20 protein-coding genes are annotated in these 25,482 nt (G+C 63.4%); 9 read left to right on the top strand and 11 right to left on the bottom strand.

Going from position 1 to position 25,482, the window contains the following annotated elements; translation table 11 throughout:
• The first annotated feature begins 5 nt into the window (after positions 1 to 5).
• Positions 6 to 1,265 (top strand): class I SAM-dependent methyltransferase, encoded by a 1,260-nt coding sequence (locus ENHY17A_RS13505; RefSeq protein WP_443018299.1) that lies wholly within the window; start codon positions 6 to 8, stop codon positions 1,263 to 1,265.
• A 5-nt stretch (positions 1,266 to 1,270) separates the two neighbouring features.
• Positions 1,271 to 2,491, top strand: coding sequence for a serine hydrolase (locus tag ENHY17A_RS13500; RefSeq protein WP_159713488.1), 1,221 nt, complete (start codon positions 1,271 to 1,273; stop codon positions 2,489 to 2,491).
• Between the two features lie 129 nt (positions 2,492 to 2,620).
• Here the strand turns inward: ENHY17A_RS13500 and ENHY17A_RS13495 are convergent, their stop codons facing one another.
• Positions 2,621 to 3,331 carry an SDR family NAD(P)-dependent oxidoreductase gene (locus ENHY17A_RS13495; RefSeq protein ID WP_159713486.1) on the bottom strand — a complete coding sequence of 237 codons (711 nt, stop codon included), beginning with the start codon at positions 3,329 to 3,331 and terminating at the stop codon, positions 2,621 to 2,623.
• A 27-nt stretch (positions 3,332 to 3,358) separates the two neighbouring features.
• A complete protein-coding gene (gene purF / locus ENHY17A_RS13490) occupies positions 3,359 to 4,816 on the bottom strand; it encodes an amidophosphoribosyltransferase (RefSeq protein ID WP_159714666.1) in 1,458 nt (485 codons plus the stop codon).
• A 132-nt stretch (positions 4,817 to 4,948) separates the two neighbouring features.
• Between purF and ENHY17A_RS13485 the strand changes: the two genes are divergently transcribed.
• Entirely contained in the window at positions 4,949 to 5,197 is a 249-nt protein-coding gene (locus ENHY17A_RS13485) for a DUF7218 family protein (protein ID WP_159713484.1), read from the top strand.
• A gap of 3 nt (positions 5,198 to 5,200) precedes the next feature.
• On the opposite strand, the gene ENHY17A_RS13480 is transcribed toward ENHY17A_RS13485, so the two are convergent.
• The 7 genes from ENHY17A_RS13480 to ENHY17A_RS13450 all read right to left on the bottom strand — a co-directional run bounded on the left by ENHY17A_RS13480 (position 5,201) and on the right by ENHY17A_RS13450 (position 13,863).
• A complete protein-coding gene (locus ENHY17A_RS13480; RefSeq protein WP_159713482.1) occupies positions 5,201 to 7,483 on the bottom strand; it encodes a patatin-like protein in 2,283 nt (760 codons plus the stop codon).
• A 17-nt stretch (positions 7,484 to 7,500) separates the two neighbouring features.
• Positions 7,501 to 8,196 carry an endonuclease/exonuclease/phosphatase family protein gene (locus ENHY17A_RS13475; protein WP_159713480.1) on the bottom strand — a complete coding sequence of 232 codons (696 nt, stop codon included), beginning with the start codon at positions 8,194 to 8,196 and terminating at the stop codon, positions 7,501 to 7,503.
• Positions 8,197 to 8,337: 141 nt separating this feature from the next.
• Complete coding sequence (locus ENHY17A_RS13470) at positions 8,338 to 9,717, bottom strand: sensor histidine kinase (protein WP_236548060.1); 1,380 nt, start codon at positions 9,715 to 9,717, stop codon at positions 8,338 to 8,340.
• A gap of 2 nt (positions 9,718 to 9,719) precedes the next feature.
• Positions 9,720 to 10,439: a response regulator gene (locus ENHY17A_RS13465; protein WP_159713478.1), complete on the bottom strand. Its 720-nt coding sequence runs from the start codon at positions 10,437 to 10,439 to the stop codon at positions 9,720 to 9,722.
• Between the two features lie 106 nt (positions 10,440 to 10,545).
• Positions 10,546 to 11,352 carry a hypothetical protein gene (locus ENHY17A_RS13460; RefSeq protein WP_159713476.1) on the bottom strand — a complete coding sequence of 269 codons (807 nt, stop codon included), beginning with the start codon at positions 11,350 to 11,352 and terminating at the stop codon, positions 10,546 to 10,548.
• Between the two features lie 208 nt (positions 11,353 to 11,560).
• The gene (locus tag ENHY17A_RS13455) at positions 11,561 to 12,331 is read right to left on the bottom strand and encodes an acyl-CoA thioesterase (RefSeq protein ID WP_159713474.1); all 771 of its coding nucleotides are present in this window, start codon (positions 12,329 to 12,331) and stop codon (positions 11,561 to 11,563) included.
• Positions 12,328 to 13,863, bottom strand: coding sequence for a class I adenylate-forming enzyme family protein (locus tag ENHY17A_RS13450; protein ID WP_159713472.1), 1,536 nt, complete (start codon positions 13,861 to 13,863; stop codon positions 12,328 to 12,330). Before ENHY17A_RS13450 ends, ENHY17A_RS13455 begins: the two co-directional genes overlap by 4 nt.
• Before the next feature lie 73 nt (positions 13,864 to 13,936).
• Here ENHY17A_RS13450 and ENHY17A_RS13445 point away from each other — a divergent pair, with 73 nt between their 5' ends.
• Complete coding sequence (locus ENHY17A_RS13445; RefSeq protein WP_159713470.1) at positions 13,937 to 14,731, top strand: SDR family NAD(P)-dependent oxidoreductase; 795 nt, start codon at positions 13,937 to 13,939, stop codon at positions 14,729 to 14,731.
• 151 nt (positions 14,732 to 14,882) lie between these two features.
• On the opposite strand, the gene ENHY17A_RS13440 is transcribed toward ENHY17A_RS13445, so the two are convergent.
• On the bottom strand, positions 14,883 to 15,569 hold the full coding sequence (locus ENHY17A_RS13440; protein ID WP_159713468.1) for a glutathione binding-like protein: 687 nt from the start codon (positions 15,567 to 15,569) through the stop codon (positions 14,883 to 14,885).
• Between the two features lie 169 nt (positions 15,570 to 15,738).
• On the opposite strand from ENHY17A_RS13440, the gene ENHY17A_RS13435 reads away from it, so the two are divergent.
• The 4 genes from ENHY17A_RS13435 (at position 15,739) to ENHY17A_RS13420 (ending at position 22,521) form a co-directional block, all read left to right on the top strand.
• Entirely contained in the window at positions 15,739 to 16,959 is a 1,221-nt protein-coding gene (locus ENHY17A_RS13435; RefSeq protein ID WP_159713466.1) for an acyl-CoA dehydrogenase family protein, read from the top strand.
• Between the two features lie 110 nt (positions 16,960 to 17,069).
• A complete protein-coding gene (locus ENHY17A_RS13430) occupies positions 17,070 to 18,134 on the top strand; it encodes an acyl-CoA dehydrogenase family protein (protein ID WP_159713464.1) in 1,065 nt (354 codons plus the stop codon).
• A 185-nt stretch (positions 18,135 to 18,319) separates the two neighbouring features.
• Positions 18,320 to 21,127, top strand: coding sequence for a TonB-dependent receptor (locus tag ENHY17A_RS13425; RefSeq protein ID WP_159713462.1), 2,808 nt, complete (start codon positions 18,320 to 18,322; stop codon positions 21,125 to 21,127).
• 77 nt (positions 21,128 to 21,204) lie between these two features.
• The gene (locus tag ENHY17A_RS13420; protein ID WP_159713460.1) at positions 21,205 to 22,521 is read left to right on the top strand and encodes a spinster family MFS transporter; all 1,317 of its coding nucleotides are present in this window, start codon (positions 21,205 to 21,207) and stop codon (positions 22,519 to 22,521) included.
• A gap of 158 nt (positions 22,522 to 22,679) precedes the next feature.
• Here ENHY17A_RS13420 and ENHY17A_RS13415 read toward each other — a convergent pair whose 3' ends face one another.
• Entirely contained in the window at positions 22,680 to 23,918 is a 1,239-nt protein-coding gene (locus ENHY17A_RS13415; RefSeq protein WP_159713458.1) for a TetR/AcrR family transcriptional regulator, read from the bottom strand.
• Positions 23,919 to 24,104: 186 nt separating this feature from the next.
• Between ENHY17A_RS13415 and ENHY17A_RS13410 the strand changes: the two genes are divergently transcribed.
• Positions 24,105 to 25,388 (top strand): acyl-CoA dehydrogenase family protein, encoded by a 1,284-nt coding sequence (locus ENHY17A_RS13410; RefSeq protein WP_159713456.1) that lies wholly within the window; start codon positions 24,105 to 24,107, stop codon positions 25,386 to 25,388.
• The last annotated feature ends 94 nt before the right edge of the window (positions 25,389 to 25,482 follow it).

Here is a 25,482-nt window from a genome sequence, read left to right as displayed (position 1 = left end):
CGTCAGTGAATATCGAACGTGGCAATCGCGGACGCCGGGTCGTCTCGCCGCGCGGGCATCGCGCGCGGGCGATCGATCGCCTGCTCAATCCGTTCGCCGCGCTATTCCTCAGTTTCCTCGACCGGATGGACGCCGCGATCGTCGACGGTGCGATCGAGGCGAGCCTGCCCGATGGCACCACGCGGCTGCTCGGCGGGCGAAGGCCGGGGCCGCATCCGATCGTCCACCTACGAAGCTGGCGCGCGCTCATCAGCCTGGCCGCAGGCGGCTCTGCCGGATGGTATGAGGCCTGGGCGCGGGGCGACTGGTCCTCGCCCGATCCGGTGCCGTTGTTCGAGATTTTCACGCTCAACCGCACGACGCTGGCATTGCTGGGGCGTGCGAGCCCGGCGACCCGCGTGTTCCGCCGGCTGGCGCACCGGTTGCGGCGGAACGACAAGGCGGGATCGCGGCGCAACATCGCCTATCATTATGATCTGGGGAATGATTTCTACCGCGAATGGCTCGATCCGACGCTGACCTATTCGAGCGCCTTGTTTTCCGGTGAGCAATCGCTCGAAGCGGCGCAGCAGGCAAAGCTGGACGCAATCCTCGATCGTACCGCGACCGAACCCGGCGACACGATTTTGGAGATCGGATGCGGCTGGGGCTCATTCGCAGAAACCGCCGCGCGGGGCGGGCGTCGGGTCCACGCGCTGACGCTTGCCGAGGAGCAAAAGCGTCATGTCGAGGCGCGGATGGCCGCGGCGGGATTGTCGGGAGTCGCGGTCGAACTGACCGACTACCGCGATGTCGTGGGCAGCTACGACGCGGTCGCCAGCATCGAGATGGTCGAGGCGGTGGGCCAGGAATATTGGCCCGTTTACCTGCAAACGATCGCACGCGTCCTAAAACCCGGTGGTCACGCGGCAATCCAGTATATCGCGATCGACGATGCGATTTTCGAGCATTACGCCGCGAACGTCGATTTCATCCAGACCTATGTCTTTCCCGGCGGCCTGCTGATTTCGGAAAGCCGCTTTCGCCGGATTGCCGAGGCGAACGGGCTGGAATGGACCGACGCGCATCATTTCGGCGCGGACTATGCCGAGACGCTGCGGCAGTGGCGCGAAGCGTTCGATGCGGCAGATCGTGAGGGGCGGATACCGGTTGCATTCGACAACGCATTCCGCGAGCTTTGGCGTTACTATCTGATGTATTGCGAAGGCGGGTTCCGGGGCGGCGCGATCGACGTGGCTCAGGTGACGCTGGTGAAAAAGGGGTGAGGGGAATGCGCGCAGGGCTGCTCGGCGGGATCGCCGCGATCGTAATGCTGGCGGGATGCGCGGCGGAGACGCAGACGGTTTCGCCCCAGGGCTATCCGGTCGCGAAGGATGCAGTCGTCTCCACCGCAATGACCGTCGCGCCGGGCGACATGGCGCGGATGCAGCAGGTCGGCTCGGAAATTCTGTTCTGGGACCAGCCGACCCGCGAACGCAATTTTCGCAACATGGAAAAAATCTTTCCCGGTTATGTCGTGGAGGCAGGATCGCGGGTGAAAGCGCTACCCGCAGGTGTGCCGCTGCCGGTCGATGGCGCGACCATCGATGCCTATATGAAGGCCAACAACGTCGCCGGACTGATCGTGCTTCAGGACGGTCGCGTTCGGCTCGAACGCTACGGTCTGGGCTTTGGGCGCGAGGGGCGCTGGACCAGCTTTTCGGTCGCCAAATCCTTCACCTCGACGCTGGTCGGCGCAGCGATCAAGGACGGCTTCATCCAGTCGGTGGACGAGCCGGTGACGCGCTACATTCCCGAACTGGCGGGCTCCGGCTATGACGGGGTGACCATCGCGCAACTGCTGACGATGACGTCGGGCGTGAAATGGAACGAGAGTTACACCGACCCCAATTCGGACGTCGCGCGCATGTACGCCACGCCCGCGCCCGCAGGGATGGACGCGACCGTCGCCTACATGCGGACGCTGCCGCGCGAGACGACGCCGGGCGAAAAGTTCGTGTACAAGACCGGCGAGACCAATTTGATCGGCGTACTGGTGTCGAACGCCATCGGCGATCGGTCGATCGCGACTTATCTGAGCGAAAAGATCTGGAAGCCGTATGGCATGGAGGCCGATGCCTTCTGGATGACCGACCCCAGCGGTCAGGAAGTGTCGGGCTGCTGTCTGTCGGTGTCGTTGCGCGATTATGCGCGGATGGGTCAGTTCGCGCTGGAGGGCGGCGCGGGGCTGGTGCCCGAGGGCTGGATCGCGGAGGCGACGCGGGCGCATGTGACGCTGAACGCCGCCGGGTTCGGCTATGGCTATCAGTGGTGGACCTATCCCGGCGAGATGTATGGCGGGCAGGGGATTTTCGGGCAGTCGATCACGGTCGATCCGAAGACGAGGACCGTCGTCGCGATCGTCAGCGCGTGGCCGCGGGCGACGGGGACTGACCTGACGATGCCGCGGTTGAAGTTCGTGAGTGAATTGATGGCGGCGGCTGGGCAGTAATTCCTCCCCGGTACGGGGAGGTGGCAGCACGAAGTGCTGACGGAGGGGGCGTGCCACGCAGCGCAGCTTCTGAGGCCCGCCCCCTCCACCATCCTTCGGATGGTCCCCCTCCCCGTGCCGGGGAGGAGCTTACTCGACGCGTTCGAAATAGCTGGTCTGGAAATCCTCGGCCAGCAGCGCGGCGATGCGGTCGCCGATGACCTCCGGCAGTTTCACGCTGTTGGGGTCTTCGCCAGGATAGGCGCGCTCGCGCATCTTGGTGCGGGTCGCCCCGGGATCGACGATCGCGACGCGGACCTTGTCCAGACCGCGATGTTCCTCGGAATAGCTCGACAGCAGCGTGTCGAACGCTGCCTTCGACGCGCCGTATAGGCCCCAATAGGGACGCGGGCGGCGACCGACGCTGGAGGTCAGGCCGACCACGCGCCCCCGACCGCTTTTCTTGAGCAGGTCGTCGAACGACGCGATCAACGCCGCCTGTGCGCTGACGTTGAGGGTCAACAGCCGCGCCATTTCCTTCATGTCGATCGCCGGCACTGCGGATAGCTGGCCAAGCGTCGCGGCGTTCAGCACCAGCATGTCGAGCTTGCCCCAGCGTTCGGTTACCGCCTGCGCCAGCCGCGCGACGCTGTCGCCGTCGATCAGGTCGAGGGGTGCGATCGTCGCTGATCCGCCAGCGTCATGGATGCGCTCCTCGACTTCCTCGAGCGCGGCTGCGGTGCGTGCCGTCAGTACGACATGCGCACCGCGCGCGCCGAGCGCGAGGGCGGTGGCTGCGCCGATCCCGCGCGATGCGCCGGTGACGAGCGCGATCCGGTCGGCAAAGGGCTTGTCGGTCATCTCAGTTCCTGTGGGTAAGCGAAGGGGTCAGCCCACGCGTTCTTCGAGCATTGCGAACTGATCGACCTGGGTGGTTTCATCCTGATCGGTCAGCGGGGTGGGGTAGTCGCCGGTGAAGCAGGCGTCACAATAGCCAGGCTCGCGCTCGGCGCGCGCCGGCTGGCCCAGCGCCTTGTAGAGCCCGTCGATCGAGACGAACGCCAGGCTGTCGGCATGGATGAAATCGGTCATGCCGCCGACATCGTGCTTGGCGGCAAGCAGCTTGGCGCGCTCGGGCGTATCGACGCCGTAGAAGCAGCTGTGCCGCGTCGGCGGCGATGCGATCCGCATGTGGACCTCCGCCGCGCCCGCATCGCGCATCATCTGCACGATTTTCAGGCTGGTAGTTCCGCGCACGATCGAATCGTCGACCAGGATCACGCGCTTGCCTGCGATCAGCGATCGGTTGGCATTGTGCTTCAGCTTGACGCCCAGATGGCGGACCTTGTCGCCCGGCTGGATGAAGGTGCGCCCGACATAATGCGACCGGATAATGCCAAGTTCGAACGGGATGCCCGATGCCTGCGCGTATCCGATTGCGGCGGGTACGCCCGAATCGGGGACCGGGATCACCAGATCGGCATCGACCGGAGATTCGGCCGCCAATTGCGCGCCGATTTCCTTGCGCACCGAATAGACCGAACGATCTTCCGCAATCGAATCGGGGCGCGAGAAATACACCCATTCGAAGATGCAGGGCCGCGCGGGACGCGCCGCGAAGGGCCGGATCGATCGGACTTCGGTGCCCTTGACGATCACCAGTTCGCCTGGCTCGACATCGCGTTCATAGGTCGCCCCAACCACGTCGAGCGCGACGGTTTCCGACGCGAAAATCACGCTTTCGCCGAGCTTGCCCATCACCAGCGGCCGGATGCCCAGCGGATCACGACAGGCGATCATGCCTTCGGGCGTCATCACGATCAGCGAATAGGCGCCTTCGATCCGCTTCAGCGCATCGATGAACTTGTCGAGCAACGTCCGGTAATGCGACGTCGCGACCAGATGGATGATCGTCTCGGTATCGCTGGTGGACTGAAAGATCGATCCTGACCGAATCAGGTCGCGCCGCAACCGCATCGCGTTCGAGATATTGCCGTTATGCGCGATCGCGAACCCGCCCGATGCGAGTTCGGCATAAAGCGGCTGTACGTTGCGAAGTGCCGTCTCGCCGGTGGTCGAATAGCGGACATGGCCCGCGGCGACATCGCCCGCCAGCGCATCGATGATCTCTGGCCGGTCGAAATTGCCCGCCACGTGACCCATTGCGCGGTGGGTGTGGAATTGCTGGCCGTCGAAGCTGGAAATACCGACGGCTTCCTGACCGCGATGTTGCAGCGCGTGGAGGCCGAGCGCGACGAGCGCGGCTGCTCCTTCTGCGCCGGATACCCCGAACACGCCGCATTCTTCGCGGAGTTTGTCGTCGTCATATGGGTTGGTGGTCAGCATGCGGCCCAGCTTCACGTGATCCAAGTCACCGGCCATATAGGGAGGGTTGGCCGCTTTGTCCCCCCTTTGTCACACATGGCTGAACCTCATGTGGAATTGGGCGTTTTGCTAGCTCAGCCAAGGAGCCGCGCGATGGCCAAAGACCACGGACCCCAGATCAAGGACGACAAACTCTACGAAGACCTGCGCCGACAGGGCGAATCGAAGGAGAAGGCCGCGCGGATCGCCAATGCCAAGGCGGCCGGGACGATCGACCATAAGGGCAAGACACTCGATGACCGGTCGAAGGACGCGCTGTACGATGAAGCCCAGGAAATCGGCATCGAGGGACGGTCGGACATGACCAAGGATGAGTTGATCAAGGCGATTCGATCGCATTGATCGTCAGCCGATCTCCAGCCTGAGCGAGGCGATAAGCCGCTCGGCGGTTTTCAGCCGGGGCTGTTCTTCGTCGAGGATGGCATGAAACGCGCGACGCTTGAAAGCGGCGACGGTGCCCGGCTTAAGCGGCGTGTTGTCAGGCAAGGTCGAAATCACGATGTCGATCAGCCGATCGGCCCCGTGCAGCCGTCCCCAGAGATAGTCGTTCTCGCGATAGGCACGGCTGAAGAACGCACCGAAGTTGTTGAACTGAATGCCTTTCAATGTCGCCGCTGCCCCGCCCGCGCGGATGGTGTTGCAGTCGTCGGGCGAAATTCGGTCGATGCGGATGGGGTCGAATTCGTCCAGCCCCTCGCCTTGCAGCATCGGCAGCGTCGCGATGTCGAAGAATGGAAATCCCAGATAGGCGAGCAGCATCGGCCGCCGAAGCTCCTTGTCCAGGCTGCTCAGCGCGCGCGACAGTGCGGCATCGGTTTCATCGTCCAGGCGGCGAAGATCCATTGCCGCCTCCAGCCTGTCGAGCAAGGGCGCAGCGTCGTCGTCCATCCCCCTCATCTCGGGGCGGAGCCCGCGATAACGGTCCGATCGTTCGCATTCCAGATACGCGGCAAGCGCATCGTAAATCGCATCGCGCATCGGCTTCAACTCGGCCTCGCCATGCGTTGCGTCGAGTTCGGCCAGGCGGCGCGCGAGCAGACGCAAACGCCGGATGCGGAAACCCAGATCGTGCGCGCGCAGGAACTCGATCGCCGCGGCATTGGACGACTTCGCCGAAAATTCGTGTGCGCCGCGTGCCTCGACCGCAGCGGCGACGCGAGCGCGTATCCGGTGCCAGGCGTCATGATCGGGCTTGCCCGCGATGGTGTTCAGCGTGGTGGCGGTGCGATCGACGATGCCGTCCAGTTTGAGCAGCGCATAGGCGGTGTGGCCATATCCCGCCTTGGCCGCGGCCGCATTCTGCGCGCGTTTGCGCCAATTCTCCAGCCGCTTGGGCGTGGGGTAATCGAGAAACAGCGTATAACCGAACAGCGATTCGACCTGCGCTTCCACTTCCTCTCGGATTCGCTCTAGGATGGTCAGCATCCGTTCGATCTTTTCGGATCGTTCGGACAGTGCGTCGAGATTGTCGCGAATCGGCTGGTGGCGCGGCAGCTCGCTCAGCGCACCGATGACGGTACGGAAGAATCCGGGCGCCTCGTCGCCATTGCTGCGCAGCGCAAAGGTCATGCCGGGCGACGGGTCGATATAGACGAAGCGCCGGTCGATCTGGCGATGCGCTGGGCGTTCGCGAAGCGCCTCGATCGCAGGCCGGAAGGGAGCATTGGCGAGGACCGAGCCGTCGATGAGCGCCGCGTGATCCGCCCGTCCGATCGAGAAATGGCGCGGCAGGGTGCGGCTGAGGAACGCCTTGCGTCCCGGCCAGCGCATCTTGCGGTCCTTGGCGACCGCGTCCAGTTCGGCAACGGTGAAGGCAGGAAAGGCGCCGGGAAAGCTCGACGTCGCGCGCGCCGCGAAGGCGAGTTCGGCTGGATGTGCGAGCGTATCGGGAGTACCGCCATGATCGGTGAAGGACAGGACCAGGCGGTGCTCGGTCTCGACCACTTCGGGCGGAGAATTCAGCTGCAGTCGTTCGGGATGCCCGCCGAAATCGGTGACGGTGACGAACAGATCGAGTGGCTGGCCATTCGGGAGCAGCCGCTTGGCCTTGGGCGATTTCGCCATCGCGTCGAGCGCGTCTAGGATCATGTTCAGAAGCCGCTTGCCCCCGAACGGCGGCTCGAACCAGCGCGAGCGGACGAAGCGCAGCAATTTGGCCTGCACTTCCTCGCGTTCCTCCGGGTCCACCGTGCCATCGACAGTGATCCCCTTTTTCGCCGCCATCCACGCGATCGGCGCGGCCCAGAATTTGGTCATGCCCGATTTGGGCGCCTGATCGGGGTCGAGCAGCGCGTCGGCATCGGCATTGTCGAGCCACATCTGCGTCAGCGGCTCAAGCGGCTGGCCGGTGGTGATGGCTTGCGCCAAAAACACGCCGTTGATGCCGCCGGCGCTTGCGCCCGCGATGATGTCGATCAGCACGCGCAGGCGGATGCCGGTCTCATCCTCAATGTCCTGAAGCAGCGCGCGATAGACGCCCTGGCTGCCCGGTGCGGGCGGATCGCCATCGGCGAATGCCCGGCTGGCGGAGGACAGTCGCCAGATTTCCTTGGTAATGCCGTGCATATACACGGCCAGGCTGATCCCGCCGTAGCAGACGAGCGCCAGCCGCAATTCCTTTTCGCGCATTCTGTCCGGTCGCTCCCCTAGCTTCGCGACAACCTAGCCCAGATCGGCAAGTGATCGGAAGCGGTGCGTGCGGCCATGCTGGCATGGACGCCGCATTCGGTGACTTTCAGTTCCTTCGACACCAATATGCGGTCGAGCTTCGCGACCGGGCGGCGGGCGTGGAAGCTCGGTCCGGTATCGGCCATGTCGTAATGACGACAGAAATCGCGCACGCAGCCCAGTCGCGCCGACCATTCATTAAGGTCGCCCATCATCACGGTCGGCATCGCCGCTCGCTCATGGTCGAGATGCGCGAGGATCGCGTGCGCCTGACGCCGCCGCCATAGCCCCGACAGGTCCAGATGCATGCCGACGACGCGCAGTTTCTTGCCGTTGATTTTCAGATCCGCCATCACCGCCCCGCGGGGCTCCAGCGCGGGCAGGTGGATCGCTTCGCAATCCAGTATTTCGGCGCTTTTGCGCACCAGCAGTGCATTGCCGTGCCAGCCCATCGACCGGTCGCGAAGCGCGATGGGCACCGCTTTCCAGTCGCTATGCTCTTCCAGCAAATGCGGAGTCATCACGCTGGCGCGCGCGCCGAAACGGCGATCCGCCTCTTGCAGCGCGATCACATCGGCGTCGATTTCTTTCAGGACCTGAAGCGTGCGTTCGGGACGGCGACGACGGTCGGTCCCGATCGACTTTCGCATATTGTAGCTGGCGACCTTGATCATGCGGTTCCCAAAACATTCCTCCCCATCGGGGGAGGTGGCAGGCGCAGCCTGACGGAGGGGGCGACCCAAGCGAGCGCGACGTTTGCGGCACCCCCTCAATCAGCTTCGCTGGTCCCCCCGGTGGGGGAGGAATTTGCGTAACTATCGCGGCAGGGTGATGGTTGCGATCAGGCCGCCGCCGTCACGATTGGCGAGCAGGATCGACCCGCCCGCTTCGCGCACGATCGCGCGTGCCAGCGACAGGCCCAACCCGATCCCGCCGGTGTCGCGGTTACGCGACGTCTCCAGTCGGGTGAAGGGATCGAAGACGGCGTCGAGCTTGTCCTGCGGGATGCCGGGTCCGCGGTCGCAGACTTCGATCGCGACCGATCCCGGCGGGGTGTTCAGCCGAACCTCGGCACCGCCAGCATATTTGACGGCGTTCTCGATCAGGTTGCGCACCGCACGACGCATCAGCGCGGGGCGCATCCGGGCGCGGATGCGGGGGCTGTCCTCCAGCGTGACCGTAGCGCCAATATCGCGAAAATCCTCGACCACGGCATCAACCAGCGCCGCCAGATCGACGTCGGTGACGGGTTCGCTCGACCGACCCAGCCGGGCCAGCGACAGGATGTCGTCGAGCATCCGGTTCATCTCGTCGATGATCTCGGCCATGCGCGCGCGATCGGCGTCGTCGTCGACCGATTCGATGCGGACGCGAAGGGCTGCGAGCGGTGTTCGCAGATCATGGCCGATCGCGCCCAGCATCCGATCCTTTTCATCAAGCATCGCGGTGACGCGTGCGCCCATGCCGTTATAGGCGGCGATCACCGCGCGCACGTCGTCAGGGCCGCGTTCCTCGACGGGCTGCCCCTCTTCGCCAGGGCGAAATTCCCGCGCGGCGGAGGCGAGCGATTTGAGCGGTTTGGTGATGCGGCGTCCGACCCATAACAGCGGGATGAGGACGATGATGTAGAAGATCAGCGTTTGCGCCGCCAACCGCCACACAATGCCCTGCGCGCCGCGCTGCCAGCCGGTGGACAAGGTCAGCCAGCCTTCGCCCGGCACCTCGACCGCAATCAGAAGTTCCGCTCCGATGCGTGTCAGCCGTTCGAGCCGTTTGCGTGGATAGGCGGCGAAGCGCGGGTCGCTGGGATCCACTTCGCGCACGGCGGTGACGATTCGACCATGCGGAAGGCCGAGGTCGGTCAGCGCGGTACGAAGCCCGTCCTCGACGTCGCGAGCAGGGGCAAGGCCCGTGGGAATGGGATTGGCGGAGACCAGTTCGATCCGGCCGCCCCGGCGTTCGGGTCCGCCTTCTCCACGGCGGTCGAGGCGGGGGATGACCAGCGTCCGTCCGGCACGCAGCCGCTCGATCGCGTCGACGACGCGGGTGATGGCGGGTGCGGTAACCTGATTGAAGCGCAGCGCCTGACGCTCGCGAAAGATCAGCCCGAAATTGATCGCCTGTGCGACGAACAGCGCAAGCGCGACCAGCAGCGCGATCTGGCCGGTCAGGCTGGAGGGCAGGAAACGCCGGATCGTCAAAGTCGCGTGACTTCACTGGCGAGCGTGTAGCCGCCGCCCCAGACGGTCTTGATGAGTTCGGGCGACTTGGCATCCAGCTCGATCTTCTTGCGCAACCGGCTGACCTGATTGTCGATCGCACGGTCGAACGCGGCGGCTTCGCGGCCTTGCGTCAGATCGAGCAGCTGGTCGCGGGTCAGCACCTGACGCGGGCGGGTGACGAGCGCGAGAAGCAGGTTGTACTCGCCGGTCGACAGCGGCACCGACACGCCTTCGCGATCGACCAGGCTGCGCTCGCCCGTCTTCAGCACCCAGCCCGAAAAGGCATAGCTGCCCGTCTCGGGCGCATGTTGCCGCGCGCCGCCTGCCGCCATGCGGCGCAGCACGACGCGGATGCGCGCGGCGAGTTCGCGCGGGGAGAAGGGCTTCACGACATAATCGTCGGCGCCCATTTCCAGCCCGACGATACGGTCGGTTTCTTCCGACTTGGCGGTCAACAGGATCACCGGCGTCTCGCTGGTCGCGCGGATGTGGCGGCACAGGCTGAGCCCGTCCTCGCCCGGCATCATGATGTCGAGAATGACGAGATCGATGGCATAGGCCTGAAGCCGCGTGCGCGCAGCCTCGGCATCGCCGACCTGGGTCACGCGAAAACCCTGCTTGGTCAGATATTGTGCCAGCGGTTCGCGGATCGAGCGTTCGTCGTCGACCAGCAGCAGATGGGGAGTTTCGGCCATATCCATCGGTTAGCAGGTCCTTGGGCGGAGAAAAGGGCCGGTTGCCGCCGGGCAGGGGGAGGAGGGGGCTGATACCCCCGCCCGGCGGTCCGGTTTCGGCGCGACCTTAGTTGGTCGGCGCCGCAACGGGCGCGTCACGCTGCGCCCGCATCTCTGCGCGCCGCCCCTGGCGGTCGGCGCGGTGCGCCTGACGCTCGGCGGCATCGACACGGCCGTCTTGATTGGCATCCATCGCGGTGAAGCGGGCGACCGCCGCAGCACGATGTTCGTCGCGGCTGATCGTGCCGTTACCGTCGGTATCGACGCGGGCGAGCATCGCTGCACCGCCCCGGCGACCCATGCGCGGGCCTTCGCCACCCTCGGCACGGCGAGCCTGCCGCGCTTCGCGGAACGCCGCGCGTTCCTCGGCAGAGACGGAGCCGTCGTTGTTGGCGTCCATCCGCTCGGTCATCTGCGCGCGACGGGCGGTACGGCTGGCCTTGGCGGTGGCGCGTTCGGCGTCGGTGATGGTGCCGTCATTATCGGTGTCGAGCCGTGCCTGACGCTGGCCCTTCATCGCTTCGCGCGCTTCACCGCGTTCGTCGGCAGAAATCTGGCCATCGCCATCGGTGTCGAACTGGGCCAGGCGACCCTGGCCCATGCCCATTTTCTTCATGCCGCCACCGCGCTTGCCGCGCATTGCCGTGCGTTCCTCGGCGGAAATCTGGCCGTCGCCATTGGCGTCGAGCCGCGCGAATTGGGAATCGGCCTGGGCGAGGACTTCTGCGCGGGTGATCATGCCGTCGCGATTGGCGTCGGCGGGTGTCTTCTTGGCGCCCTGCATCGCGGCGCTCGGCGCGTCCTGCGCGGCGATCGCAACGCCGGTCATCGCGGTGGCGGCAAGTGCTGCGGCCATGAAAAGTCGATTGTTCATCGGTAGCGTCCTTGTTCCGTGACGCGAACGACCGCGTCGATGGTCTGGAAAATGGACGTTGGCTGTCGCAGGCCTATGTCATGCGCGGGGCGAATTGTCGCAATTTGTCGCAAGGTAAGAAAGGCGACGCTTCCGTGCTCCTGCGAAAGCGGGAGCGTTGGCAATATGGCGGACGACTGCCAGCACGCCTGCTTTCGCAGGAGTACGACTAGCCGAAAATCGCCACCGCCTGCATCGCCTCCGCGACCAGCGCGCCGTCCGCGTTCCAGATCGTCATGCGCTGGCTGGAATAGCCGCCTTGGGCGTGGTCGCTGGCGGCCCCGAGCAGCCACCAACCGTCTTGGGTCACCGGCGCAGGGTCGAGAAAATTGATTTGCCAGTTGAGCGACGACAACGGCGTGGGCTTTCCGAAAAGCTTGAACGCGCCCGGCGGCAGTCCGTCGCCGATCGCCATCAGTTCGACCATCGGATGCAGCCCCTCGCGCTCGCGCAACCGTCCCCAACGTAGCCATTCCGCAGGGCCGAGATCGGCTTTGGGATCGAAGAACTCGAAATTGCTCGTGAAGAAATTGTCCGGCCCGACATAAAGCTTCGCGTCCCCAGGCGGGGGAGCGATCGGGGCGGGTGCGGTAGCATCGTGCGCAACCGCGCTGTCGCGGCTGGTCATGAACACGAAGGTTGCCCGGAACCCCAGTCCGGCCTCGCTGACGATATCCGACTGGATGAACGCGGCATTTCTCCCGCGGCGCAGCAGGCTCGCGGTGACGTTCACTTCCCCGGACAGCGGTCCAATGAAGGCAATCTGTGCCGACCGCAGTGGCGGCAGGTCGTCCGCCAACCGCACTGCCGCATCCAACGCCAACGCCGCCGACAGCCCGCCATAGGCGGTCCGCCCCTGAAGCCAGTTGGCGGGAATTTCGGTTGAAAACCCGCCTTCGACGGGCTTAGCGGAAGCAAGCAGAGCGGTGATCGAGGTCATGCGGTGGCCCCCTGAAAACGGTCGCGGAGTTCGCGTTTCAGCACCTTGCCGATCGCGCTGCGTGGTAATTCATCCAGGCGTTTGAGGTCGGAGAGGCGCTGAGTCTTCCCCACCCGGTCGTTGAACCAGCCTAGGATCGCGGCTGCGTCGTCCTCCGCGTCGGGTCGCGCGACGTAAAAGCCCATCGGCGTTTCTCCCCATGCTTCGGACGGCATCCCGACGACAGTGCAGTCCGCGACGTCCGGATGGGTCGCGAGGATCGCCTCGAGATCGCTGGGATACACGTTGAACCCGCCAGAGATGATCAGGTCCTTTTTTCGATCGAGCAGGGTCAGGAACCCATCCGCGTCGAACCGCCCGATATCGCCGTGGCGGATGAAGCGGTTTCCTTCCGCGTCGAACCATTCGGCCGCGCTACTTGCCTCCCTGCGTCCGTGATAGCCGCTCATCATCGCGGGCGACCGGCCGACCACTTCGCCGACTTCGCCCGCCGCGACTTCGCGTCCGTCATCGTCGATCAGGCGGATGTCATGGCCTTCGATCGGGGTGCCCACGGTGCCGAGCTTGTCTGGGAATTGGTTGCAGACCAGCAACGTCGTGCCGCCGCCTTCGGTCATGCCGTAATATTCGACCAGCAGGCCCGGCCAGCGTGCGACCACATCGGCCTTGAGCGCGGCTGAAAAGGGCGCGCTGGTGCAGGTCTTCAACTGAAAGCGCGACAGGTCGAAATCGTCGAAATCGGGAAGCGCCATGATCCGCGCATATTGCACCGGCACCAGCATCGCATGGGTGGCGCGGTTGGCTTCCGCCAGTTCGAGGAAACGACGCGCATCGAATTTCTTCATCAGCACCGCCGTTCCTCCCCAGGCGAGGGTGGGGAGGAAACTGACGAGCGTGGTGTTCGAATAGAGCGGCGTCGCGATCATCGTCACCGCGCCTGTGAATTTGGACCGCGACAATTGCGCCCACCGCATCGCGTGCGGTTGAACGATGCCCTTTGGCGTACCCGTGGTGCCGGAGGAATAGATGATGTTGAACGGGTCGTCAGGCGTGATCTCGACGGGGGCGGGCGGTGTGGTCGCGCTGGCCCAGCGGTCGAGATCGCTCAGCGCCAGCAGCGGCGCGGGAAGCTCGATATTGGTCAGCGCTTCAAGCGAAGCTTCATCGGCAAACAGCATCGGCGACCCACAGTCCGCAACCATGGCCGCGATCTGGTCGGGCGTGGAGGACGGCGCCAGTGGGGTCGGCACGCACCCGGCGCGCAACGCCCCTAAGAACAGCGTGGCGAGTGCCGCACTGTTGATCCCGACCATCGCCACCGGTGTGCCCTTTGCAACGCCCTGCGACTGGAGCGTCGCGGCGATCCGGCCCATCGCCTTATCGAGCCGGGCGTAATCCAGCGTCCTATCCTCCCCCACCAGCGCGGGCGTGTCGGGCTGGGTGCGGGCGTGCGCGGCGATCAGATCAGGCAGGGTGCAGAATGAGCCTTCCAGCAGTTCGGCGGCGGTGAGCGGCAGAGCGTCGGTCGTCATGCTTTCCAGCTATGCGAGCCACGCGCCGAATGCCATACGCAATTTTCGAAAACCAGTCGAAGGAGATGCTTTGATGGCGGATGCGATGGAGGGCATGGTCGCGGTGGTGACCGGCGGCGGCACCGGGATCGGCGCGGCGGTGGTGCGGGCGCTGGCCGCGCGCGGGGTGCGATGCGTCATCAATTATGCCTCCAGCCGCGACGCTGCCGAGGCGCTGGCCGCCGAGGTCGGCAACGGATCGATCGCGGTCCAGGCCGATATCGCCGACGATGCCCAGTGCCGCGCGCTGGCCGACGCCGCGCATGAGGCATTTGGTCGCATCGATTTGCTCGTCAACAATGCGGGCAAGACCAAATTCGCCGATCACGAGGATCTCGACGCGCTGTCGGCGGAAGACTTTATCGACATTTATCGGCTGAACACGGTGGCTGCGTTTCAGATGACGCGGGCGTGCGTACCGCTCATGCGCGAAAGCCCGAATGCGGCGGTCGTGAATCTCGCCTCGGTCGCAGGCGTGTTCGGCAACGGATCATCGGTCGCCTATGCCGCGTCGAAGGGCGCGCTGATCACCATGACCAAGAGCCTGGCGCGCGTGCTGGCACCCGCGATCCGGGTGAATGCGGTCGCACCGGGCTATGTCGGGACGGGCTGGTTTTCGGAGCGGATGGACGCGGGTCAGTTCGACAAGTTCGAAGGCTTCATCGCAGGCCAGGTGCCGATGGCGATGGCCGCGCACGCAGAAGATATCGCCGGGCCGATCGTGATGCTGCTCGATCCAGCGAGCCGGGTGATTACGGGGGAGACGATGCTGCTCGACGCGGGCGCGCATCTGGATGTGGGGCTGAGCAGGCGGCCGGGACGGGGTTAGGTTCGCGACCTGTCGTCACCCCGGACTTGTTCCGGGGTCCACCAAGCTGCTCGCGCTGCGCCACGTTCCAGTGAGTTGCGCCTGCCGGCCGGTGGACCCCGGACCAAGTCCGGGGTGACGAGAAGGAAGTTTGAGGCTGGCGTGACCGCGCCTAGACCTTCAACCCAAACAAGACCGACTTCGCCTTTTCGCTCATCGCCTGGTTGGGCGGGTTGACCTCATCGCCCTTGCGATACGCCTCAACCGTCGCGGGTCGCGCGCGGATCGCTTCGAACCAGCGCTTTACGTTCGGGAAATCCTCCAGCCGCTGGCCCTGTGCCTCATACGGCACGATCCACGGATAGGCCGCCATGTCGGCAATCGAATAATCCCCGGCGATGTACTCGCGCCCTTCAAGCCGCCGGTCGAGCACGCCGTACAGCCGTGCGGTTTCCTTGACGTAGCGGTCGATCGCATACGGAATCTTCTCGGGCGCATAGCGGCTGAAATGATGGTTCTGCCCCAGCATCGGGCCAAGCCCGCCCATCTGCCACATCAGCCATTGCAACTGCTCAGTCTTCGTCCGGGCGTCCGGGCCATGAAAGCGCCCGGTCTTCTCCGCGAGATAAATTAGGATCGCGCCCGATTCGAACACGCTCACCGGATCGCCGCCATCGGCGGGCGCATGATCGACAATGGCGGGCATCCGGTTGTTGGGGGCGATCTGCAGGAAATCGGGTTCGAACTGCGCGCCTTCGCCGATATTGACCGGCACGATACGGTAATCGAGCCCGGCTTCTTCCAGAAACAGGGTGATCTTGTGGCCGTTCGGCGTGGGCCAGTAATGCAGGTCGATCATAGTGTGGCGCTCCGTTGCAAATCCCTCTCTGCGCCAGATGGGCACGGCTTGTTGAGACCGCAACCGCGCATCATCGCGCTTGACGTGGCGTCGGACATACCGCAATTTCGAATTCTGACCGGGCGACCTTTTCGCGCATAAGCGCCGGGCGCCGAAATGGAGGAGCAGGATGGCAAGCGTTGCCGAGGCCGAACCGGCCGTCAATTCGCTGGACGATTTCCGGCAACAAGTCCGCGACTGGCTCGCGGCGAACTTTCCCGCATCGCTCAAAGGGCATGACCACAGTCTGTCCGCGCTCGAAGGACCGAGCGAAGAAAGCGCCGACGAAAAGGCGTGGCGAGAAGCAATGGGGGAGAAGGGCTGGGGTGTCCCCACCTGGCCCAAGCAATATGGCGGCGGCGGGTTGAGCAAAGCCGAAGCGCGGGTGCTGCAGGACGAGCTTGGTCGTGCGGGCGCCTATAACCCGATCGGCGGGATGGGCGTGATGATGTTCGGGCCGACGCTGCTTGAATATGGCACCGAGGAACAGAAGAACGAACATATCCCGGCCATCGCGCGCGGCGAAGTGCGCTGGTGTCAGGGGTATAGCGAACCCAATGCGGGTTCCGACCTCGCCAATATTCAGACCTTTGCCGAAGACAAGGGCGATCACTACGTCATCAATGGGCAGAAAACCTGGACCAGCGGCGGACAATGGGCGGACAAGTGCTTCGCGCTGGTCCGCACGTCGAAGGAATCGAAGCATGGCGGGATCAGCTTCATGCTGATCGACATGGATCAGTCCGGTGTGGATACGAAACCGATCGGGCTGATCTCCGGCTCGTCGCCTTTCTGCGAAACCTTTTTCACCGAGGCCAAGACCGACAAAGCCAATCTGGTCGGTCGCGAAGGGCAGGGCTGGGAAATCGGCACGCGGTTGCTCCAGCACGAACGCGCCAGCCTGTCGGGCGGCAGCGGCGGCGCGAGCCGCTTGTTCGCAGGCATGCCGCTCAGCGTGCTGGCGAAGGAATATGTCGGCACCGACGAACAAGGCCGCATCGCCGACGCCGACCTGCGCACCCGCATCATCAAACATGAAATGGACGTCCGCGCGTTCCTGTTGACGCTCAAACGCGCGGGTGAGGAAGCGAAGTCCAATCAGGGGCCGTCGGCCACCACGTCGATCATGAAGAATGTCGGCGCGCGTATCACGCAGGACCGCGCGGAACTCGCGCTCGAAATCATGGGGATGCAGGGGCTGGGTTGGGAAGGCGAAGGCTTTACCGCGAAGGAGCTGGAACAGACCCGCACCTGGCTATGGGGCAAGGCGGTGTCGATCTATGGCGGATCGACCGAGATCCAGAACAATGTGATCGCCAAGCGCATCCTGGGGATGCTCGACCACCAGTAGAATCCACATCGTCGCCCCAGCGAAGGCTGGAGCATCGGGCGGCAGGAGCGCGGCCTGAGATGCCAGCTTTCGCTGGCATGACGGGAAGTTTGAAAAGGCGGGGCTGAACGATGGCCGTACTGAACGACGAACAAGTGATGCTGCGCGACATGGCGCGCGAATGGGCGGACAATGAATCGCCGGTGACCGAATTCCGCAAAGTTCGGAAATCGGGCGCGACGGAGAAGTTCGATCCTGAGAAATGGCGCGCGCAGGCCGAAATGGGCTGGGCGGGTGTCATCATCCCCGAAGAACAGGGCGGCGTCGGAATGGGATGGCTGGCGCTGGGCGTGGTGCTCGAACAGCTTGGCCGGACGCTGGCGGCAAGTCCGTTGGCCACGACCGCATCCGCGGCGGGCGCGATCCTGCTGTCCGACGATGCGGCTTTGAAAGGCGAGGTCTTGCCGCGCATCGCCAGCGGAGAAGCCATCGCCACGCTGGCAGTCAACGAAGGGCCGCGTTTCGATCCGTCGCGCTGCGAAACGCGCGTTGAAGGTGGCAAGCTCACGGGGGCGAAGATGTTCGTTGCCGAAGGCGACGCCGCGACCCTGTTCGTGGTGTCCGCACAGGATGGGCTGTATCTGGTCAAGGACGGCGAAGGGGTGACCAAATCCTCGCGCGCCATGGTCGATTTCCGCAGCCATGCCGATATCCGTTTCGACGGCGCACCCGCGCGCAAGCTGGGCGGCACCGAGCTGATCGCAGCCGCCATCGACCGCGCCGCCATCGCGGTGTCGGCGGAAATGCTGGGCATGGCCGAGGCCGCTTTCGAGCAGACCAACGATTATCTGAAGACCCGGACCCAGTTCGGGCAGAAGCTGTCGACCTTTCAGGCGCTTCAGCACCGTATGGCCAAGATGTTCACCGAGTTGCAGCTGATGCGATCGACGGTAGAGGGCGGATTCGAGGCGCTCGATCGCGGGGTGGGCGTCGATCAGGCGGCAAGCCTTGCCAAGGCGGTGGCGAGCGAAACCCTGCATCTGGTCAGTCGCGAAATGGTCCAGCTCCACGGCGGCATCGGCATGACCGAGGAGCATGACGCCGGTTTCTACATGAAGCGCGCGCAGGTGTTGGAGACGATGGGTGGAACCGCGTCGTTCCACCGCGACCGCTTCGCGCGCTTGAATGGCTATTGAGTTTCGTTTCGCTACCTATTCGGGCATGGGGTATGCCATCAGCCGTGTATGGCTTTTGTGTTACACCTTGGTCGAACACTAGAGATTCAGCGGGATAATCGCTTGACGAATTAGCGACACCGCTTCAAATTCGAGGATGAGGTATGCGCCGGCTGAAAAGGCGCAGCCAATCGGGAGGAGATGTTATGGCTAAGCGACATTATCTGGTTGCGTGCGCGGGGACTGCGTTGGTCATGGCGCTGGCGATGCCGGCCCATGCGCAGGAAGTTGCCGACGCTGCGGTCGAGCAGGAAGCCGAAGAGGAAGTCGGCGGTTCGATCGTCGTTACCGCGCAGGGGCGCTCGCAGATTCTGGCTGACGTGCCGGTCGCGGTGTCCGCGGTGAATGCCGAAAGTCTGGCGCTGTCGGGTGCGAACGATATTCGCCAGCTCAACCAGCTGGCGCCGTCGCTCCTGGTCTCCTCCACCGGTTCCGAAGCGAACGGCTCCGCGCGTATTCGCGGCATCGGCACCGTCGGCGACAACCCCGGCCTCGAAAGCTCGGTCGTCACCTTCATCGACGGCGTCTATCGCTCGCGTTCGGGCATCGGCCTGAACGAACTGGGCGAGATCGACCGCATCGAAGTCCTGCGCGGACCGCAAGGAACGCTGGGTGGCCGCAACTCGTCGGCGGGCCTCATCAGCATCGTCAGCAAGCAGCCCGAGTTCAGCTTTGGTGGCAGTGCGGAGGCGACGTACGGAAATTACGATTTCTGGCGCTTCGGGGTCGGCCTGACCGGGCCGATCATCTCGGATGTACTCGCAGCGCGGGTCGATGGCGTCTACGTAAAACGCGACGGTTTCTATAACGATCCGGCCAACGATACGAAGATCAACGATCGCGATCGTTACTTCGTCCGCGGCCAATTGCTGTTCCAGCCCAATTCCGACATCAACGTCCGCCTGATCGGCGATTACAGCAAGCGCGACGAAAATTGCTGCGCGGCGACCTATGTCGGGCGGACTGTGAACCCGTTCGTTGGCAATCTGAACAATCCGGTGCCGTCGGTGAATGCGGGTCCTGCAAACTTCAACAGCGGCAACAACATCATCAACGTGTTGACCGCGCTCGGCCAGGATCCTGCTGCGTTCAATCAAGGCTATAGTCGGAACGTCTCGGTGACGCCGGGTCGCGATTTTGCCAGCGAGTCGGAAGATTATGGCATTTCGGGTCAGGTCGACTGGACCTTCGGCGACGTTACGCTGACGTCGATCACCGCCTATCGAAACTATTACAATACCCAGGCAGGCGACATCGATTACGGCACGCCCGATATTCTCTACAATGGCGGGGGGGACGCCAACTCGCGGTTGTTCCGCACCTTCACGCAAGAATTGCGATTGCAGGGGACAGCGTTCGACGGTCGTCTCGACTGGTTGGTCGGTGGCTTCTACCTCGATGAAAAGATCAAGGTGAACAGCGATCTGCGGTTCGGCACGCAATATGGCCGTTTCGCCACCTGCCGCATCATATCGGGTACGGCACTGGCCAGCCTTTACTCGCCGACCGGCACCTCATGTCTCTCTCCAACCGGGCGTGCAGTGATCGGCGGACAGGTGCCGCAGGCTCCGTCGCCCTTTGGTGCGGCAGGGCCAACGATCCTGGCTGCATTCGACCGGTTGGACGGGATCAGCGATCGCGGTTCGATCGAGGATACCTATCGCCAGAACACGCAAAGCTTCGCAGCATTCACGCATAACATCGTCCACATCACCGACAGCCTCGATTTGACGCTGGGCCTGCGGTACACCGACGAAAGCAAGAAATTCTCCGCTGATTTCACGAACGACAATACGGCCTGCGTTGCGAACCAGGCGGCATTGACCGCGTTTCTTGCAAATCCTGGGCTACAGCCGATCGCAGCGGGCATTCTTGGTCTGTCCTGCCAAGGCAACGCGACGTCGGAATTGAACGGCGTCAGCATAAATGACGAGCGTAACGAGAGCGAATTCACCGGCACGGCAATCCTCTCGTACAAGGTGACGCCGGACCTGCTCGTCTATGGCAGCTTCTCTCGCGGATATAAGGCGGGGGGCTTCAACCTCGACCGTTCGGCACTGAAGCAGCCGATCTTCTCGTTCGCATCACAGGGCGGGGCGCAGGCGCTGGTCGGGAACCTCCAGTTCGATCCCGAGACGGTGAATGCGTTCGAAGTGGGTGCAAAATATGCCACCGGTCCGTTCAGCCTGTCGGTCGCGGCGTTCCGTCAGGAGTTCAAGAACTTCCAGCTCAACACCTTCGACGGGACGGTGTTCATCGTCCAAAACGTCAACGGTTGTACCGCCGATCTTGCTGGCGGTGATCGCGACCAGAGCAAGTTCACGGGCGCACCCAATTTCAACGCAGGTGCGGCGGCGACTGGTGCATGTGCCACCGACGATCTCGGCTATGGCGTGATCTCGCAGGGTGTCGAACTCGAGGCGCAGATCGTGCCGTACCGCGACCTGCGGATCGCAATGGGCTTCACCTATGCCGATACGAAATTCCGGGACAATCTGGTTGGAAACGCAAGCGGCGCGCCGTTGAATCAAGCGCTTCGCAAGCTGCCGGGCGACAATTTGTCCAACGCGCCGGAAATGGTCGTGACCACCTCGGTCGGCTGGACGCCGGACATCGGCAACACCGGCCTGTCGGGGCTGTTCTATGTCGATGGCCGTCTCGCCGGCGACTACAACACCGGGTCCGATCTGTTCCCGCAAAAGGAACAGGACGGGTTCTTCATCCTGAACGCTCGAGTCGGCATTCGCGGACCTTCCGAGCGCTGGGCACTCGAATTCTGGGGACAGAATGTGCTCAACAAGGATTACGCCCAGGTCGCGTTCAACTCGCCGTTCCAGGAAGGGGCCAACACCGCTGCGTTCCAAGATCCGCAATATCCCGGCGGGCGCCAGATCTTCTCGCAGTTCCTGGCCGAACCGCGGACTTATGGCGTTACGTTGCGCGGCAAGTTCTAACTGCCTGCGCCCAAGGGGCGGGTCGCTTGGGGGAGCGACCCGCCCTTTTTGTTTGAGTATCATCTAAGGAGCCGCCCGTGAGCGTCAGCCCCACCCAAGTTGCCGACGCCATCGCCGATGATGTCGCGATCAAGCGGCGGAGCCTGACGCTGGGGCTGCTCACGGTCACTTATTTCTTCAGCTACATGGACCGCCAGATTCTCGCGATCCTGCAAGAGCTGATCAAGGAAGACCTGAACCTATCCGATACCCAGCTTGGCATGTTGACGGGTCTTGCGTTTGCTGTCTTTTACGCCGGGCTCGGCATTCCGGTTGCGCGGCTCGCCGACCGGATGAACCGCAAGAACATCATCACGATTTCGCTGACCATCTGGAGCGCGATGACCGCCGCGTGCGGCTTGGCGCAGAATTTCATTCAGTTGCTGTTGTTCCGCATCGGCGTCGGCATCGGCGAAGCTGGGTCTTCGCCCCCCAGCCATTCGATCATCGCCGATCTTTATCCGCCCGAAAAACGCGCGAGCGCGATGGCAGTGTATTCGCTGGGCGTGGTGCTGGGCACTGCGTTCGGGACGATGATCGGCGGCACGGTCGCGCATTATTATGGCTGGCGGATCGCATTGTTCGCGGTCGGGATTCCCGGCGTGCTGCTCGCATTCTTCGTCTGGAAATTCGTGGTCGAGCCGCGTCGCGGCCTGTCCGATATCGCCAAGGTTGCCGAAAGCGACACGATGCCGACGTTGCGCGAAGGCTTTGCCGTCATGTGGCGCAACAAGGCGGCGGTGCACATCGTCATCGGCGTCACGCTCACCTCAATGATCGGCTACGGACTGGCCGCATTCGGTCCGAGCTATATGCAGCGGTCGCTCGATATGAACTTGCTTCAAATCGCGTGGATCGTTGCCCCGATCCTGGGCGTGGTGGGCGCGGCGTCGACGATCATCGGCGGGAGGCTCGCCGACTGGCTTGCGAAGCGTCACGGGATGCATTCGCAAAGCTGGATGGTGGCGGTGCTGAAACTGATCGCGCTGCCCTTCGCGTTGGCATTCTACTGGCTCGATAGCTGGCAGCTCGCGCTATCGGCCTATGTCGTCGCGCTGCTATTTCAGAACAGCTATCTCGGACCGAGTTTCGCGATGATCCAGAGCCTCGCACCGCAAAAGGTGCGGGCACTGTGGGCGGCGATTACCCTGCTGGTCATCAACATGGTCGGACTGGGGATCGGGCCGGTTGCGGTCGGGCGGATCAGCGATGCGTTGTATCCTACCTATGGCGAGGATTCGCTGCGTTATGCGATGCTGATCTTTGCCGCGATCACGCCCTGGGCGATCTTCCATTACTGGCGCGCGGGGGTGCTGTTGAAGCAGCAGCAGGCGGAGCGGGCTAAGGCGGCCTAAGGAATACGCCTCCTCCTACACCGTTCGTTTCGAGCGAAGTCGAGAAGCGTGAGACAAGCGCTTAGGGCACGTTTCTCGACTTCGCTCGAAACAACGGGTGGAGGTAGCTTGCTTATAATTGAAATGCGTTGGCGCTGACGGAAACCGGATAGACTCGCTCACTCCACTGCGCGGTCGTCGAACATCCCGAACATCAGTGACGAGGCATAGATTGCGACCGCCTTCTCGCGCGGCATCGTGCCCGCCCATTTGCGCATGTCGAACGCGGCATTCTGAAGCGCCATCAAGGCTTGGCTCGCCACCAGCGGATCGACCGCGCGGATGGATCCTTCGGCGATCCCGTCGCTGATCGTGCCCGCAAAGCGGCGTGCAATGCGGTTCGATCGGTCGATCATCGTCTGGCGCACCCGCAGGGGAAGCCCGGAAAGCGCTGTGGTACGGAGCAGCGGCCCGGCTTCCGAAAACTGGATATCGAGCAATGTCGCGACGACATTCTGCAACCGCTGCCAGTAATCCCCGCCCAGATCGTCGCCGTCGCGCTGCCCCTGGGTGATCGTGTCGAAGCTGCGTTTATAGCATTCGATCACCAGATCGTCCTTGGCGTCGAGATGGTGATAGAAGCTGCCCTTGGTCACGTTCAGCTCGGACGCAATCCGCTGCACCGAGGCGCCGCGATAGCCGAGTTCGTTTATCAGGCGCGTGGCGGCGAGCAGGAATTGCACCCGCTGCGGCACGGTGTCGCCATGATCGAGGTCGAGCAGTTGTGGTGACCAGTCGCGCCCCGGCGCGGCCAAACCATGTTCGAACACGTCCATCAACCGCGCTTCGACGCGGGGGTATTGATCAACCGAGTAACGCTCCAGCCACGCCGACAACCAGAAGCTGTTCTCGAGAAGGGTATGCGCACGCGCGCTGCGAAGGTCGGTATGCTCGCGACCGCCGCTTTCGCCCCACAAGGCGCGAGTCTTGCGAAACACTTCTCGCCAGCCCGCCATCAACTTCGTGCGCGCCGGCTCCTCGGTGGCGCGAAGATCGGACAGGATCGCGAATTCGGTCTCTTCGCCTTCGCGAACGCTTGCTAGACGTGCCATGTTGATCGACAGGAATTTGGCGACCCGCGCCTGTGGTGTCGCTTCCTCCAGCGCCGCATCCAGCATCGTAGTCAGCCGGGTCAGCGTCTGATCGAAACAGGCAGCCGCAAGGTCCTCTTTGCGCTTGAAATAGTAAGTGACGCTGGTGGTGTTCAGCCCCACCCGCCGCGCGACATCGGCAAAGGTCATCCCCTTGGCCGATTGCTCGTTGATCGCCTCTGCCGCGGCAGCGAGGATCGCGTCGCGCTTGGCCTGGAATCGCTTGGTTCCGGCCGACGTCTCCGCCGTGGTGTCTTGCCCCTGCATCGCCAAACTCTAGCAAATGAAATTCGAAGCGACAGTGTTTTTTGTGCGCAGCATGGGGCTGGTTGAGACGAGCCGTTTGTGCGGCGTCGAGAAACACGAAATCAGTTTTATTGAAAAACGGGTATGGCGTTGATGCGCGTGCCGGGATAGGTTCTCCGGCGACCATTATCAGGAAGAGGATGCCCCATGGACTTCACGCTCAGCGAACGCGAAACTCACTTCCGCGACCGGGTGCGCACTTTCATCGATCAGCATATCGTGCCGCGCCAGGCTGACTATTACGCCGATATCAAAGACGGCGACCGCTGGGCACCGTCCAAGGTGATCGAGGAACTGAAGCCCAAGGCGAAGGCCGCGGGGCTGTGGAATTTCTTCATGCCGCCGCATTCGGGGCAGACCCATGTCGACGACAGTTTCGAGTTTGAGGGCACGCAGCTCACCAACCTTGAATACGCATTATGCGCCGAAGAAATGGGCCGGATTTACTGGTCGAGCGAGGTATTCAACTGCTCCGCGCCCGACACCGGTAATATGGAGGTGTTCCATCGTTACGGTACACGCGAGCAGAAGGACCAGTGGCTGCGGCCGTTGATGAACGGTGAAATCCGTTCTGCCTTTCTGATGACCGAGCCGCAGGTGGCATCATCGGATGCGACCAATATCGAAACCTCGATGGTTCGCGATGGCGATCATTATGTCATTAATGGCCGCAAATGGTGGTCGTCGGGGACGGGCGATCCGCGCTGCAAGATCGCGATCGTCATGGGAAAGACCAGCCCGGACGCCAAACGCCACGCCCAGCAAAGCCAGATATTGGTCCCGCTCGATACGCCCGGCGTGAAGATCGAACGGATGTTATCGGTATATGGGTACGATCATGCACCGCATGGGCATGGCGAAGTCGTGCTGACCGATGTGCGCGTGCCGGTCGACAACCTGTTGCTCGGCGAAGGACGTGGGTTCGAAATTGCGCAGGGGCGTTTGGGGCCGGGGCGCATCCATCACTGCATGCGCACGATCGGCGTGGCTGAAATGGGCATCGAATATATGGCCAAGCGACTGCTGAGCCGTGTGGCGTTCGGCAAGCGCATCGCCGAACAGTCGGTGTGGGAGGAGCGGATCGCCCGCGCGCGGATCGACATCGAAATGACGCGTTTGTTGTGCCTGAAGGCCGCCGACATGATGGACCGTGCAGGTAACAAGTCCGCGCAGCAGGAAATCGCGATGATCAAGGTTCAGGCGCCGAACATGGCGCTGTCGATCCTCGACGATGCGATTCAGGCACATGGTGGCGGTGGCGTTTCGGGCGATTTCCCATTGGCGAGCGCCTGGGCATCGATGCGGACGCTGCGCTTCGCGGATGGACCGGACGAGGTTCACAACCGGGCGATCGCGCGCAACGAGTTCGGGAAATACGGCGATCACAAGAGCGGTGCCGTGTCGAGTGGGGAAGTGGGCGCTTCGCGGTGATCTGACCCCGCCCCAAACGCATCACCCCGGCGAAAGCCGGGGTATCGTGCGGCGGGGGGAGACAGGAACCGCTTGAGGTTCCAGCTTTCGCTGG

Origin of the sequence: Sphingomonas sp. AX6 (genome assembly GCF_902506605.1) — a bacterium.
In the GTDB taxonomy this organism is placed as follows: Bacteria; Pseudomonadota; Alphaproteobacteria; order Sphingomonadales; family Sphingomonadaceae; genus Sphingomonas.
The sequence above is the reverse complement of the archived record's forward strand: the minus strand, read 5'-3'. Positions and strand labels throughout refer to the sequence as shown.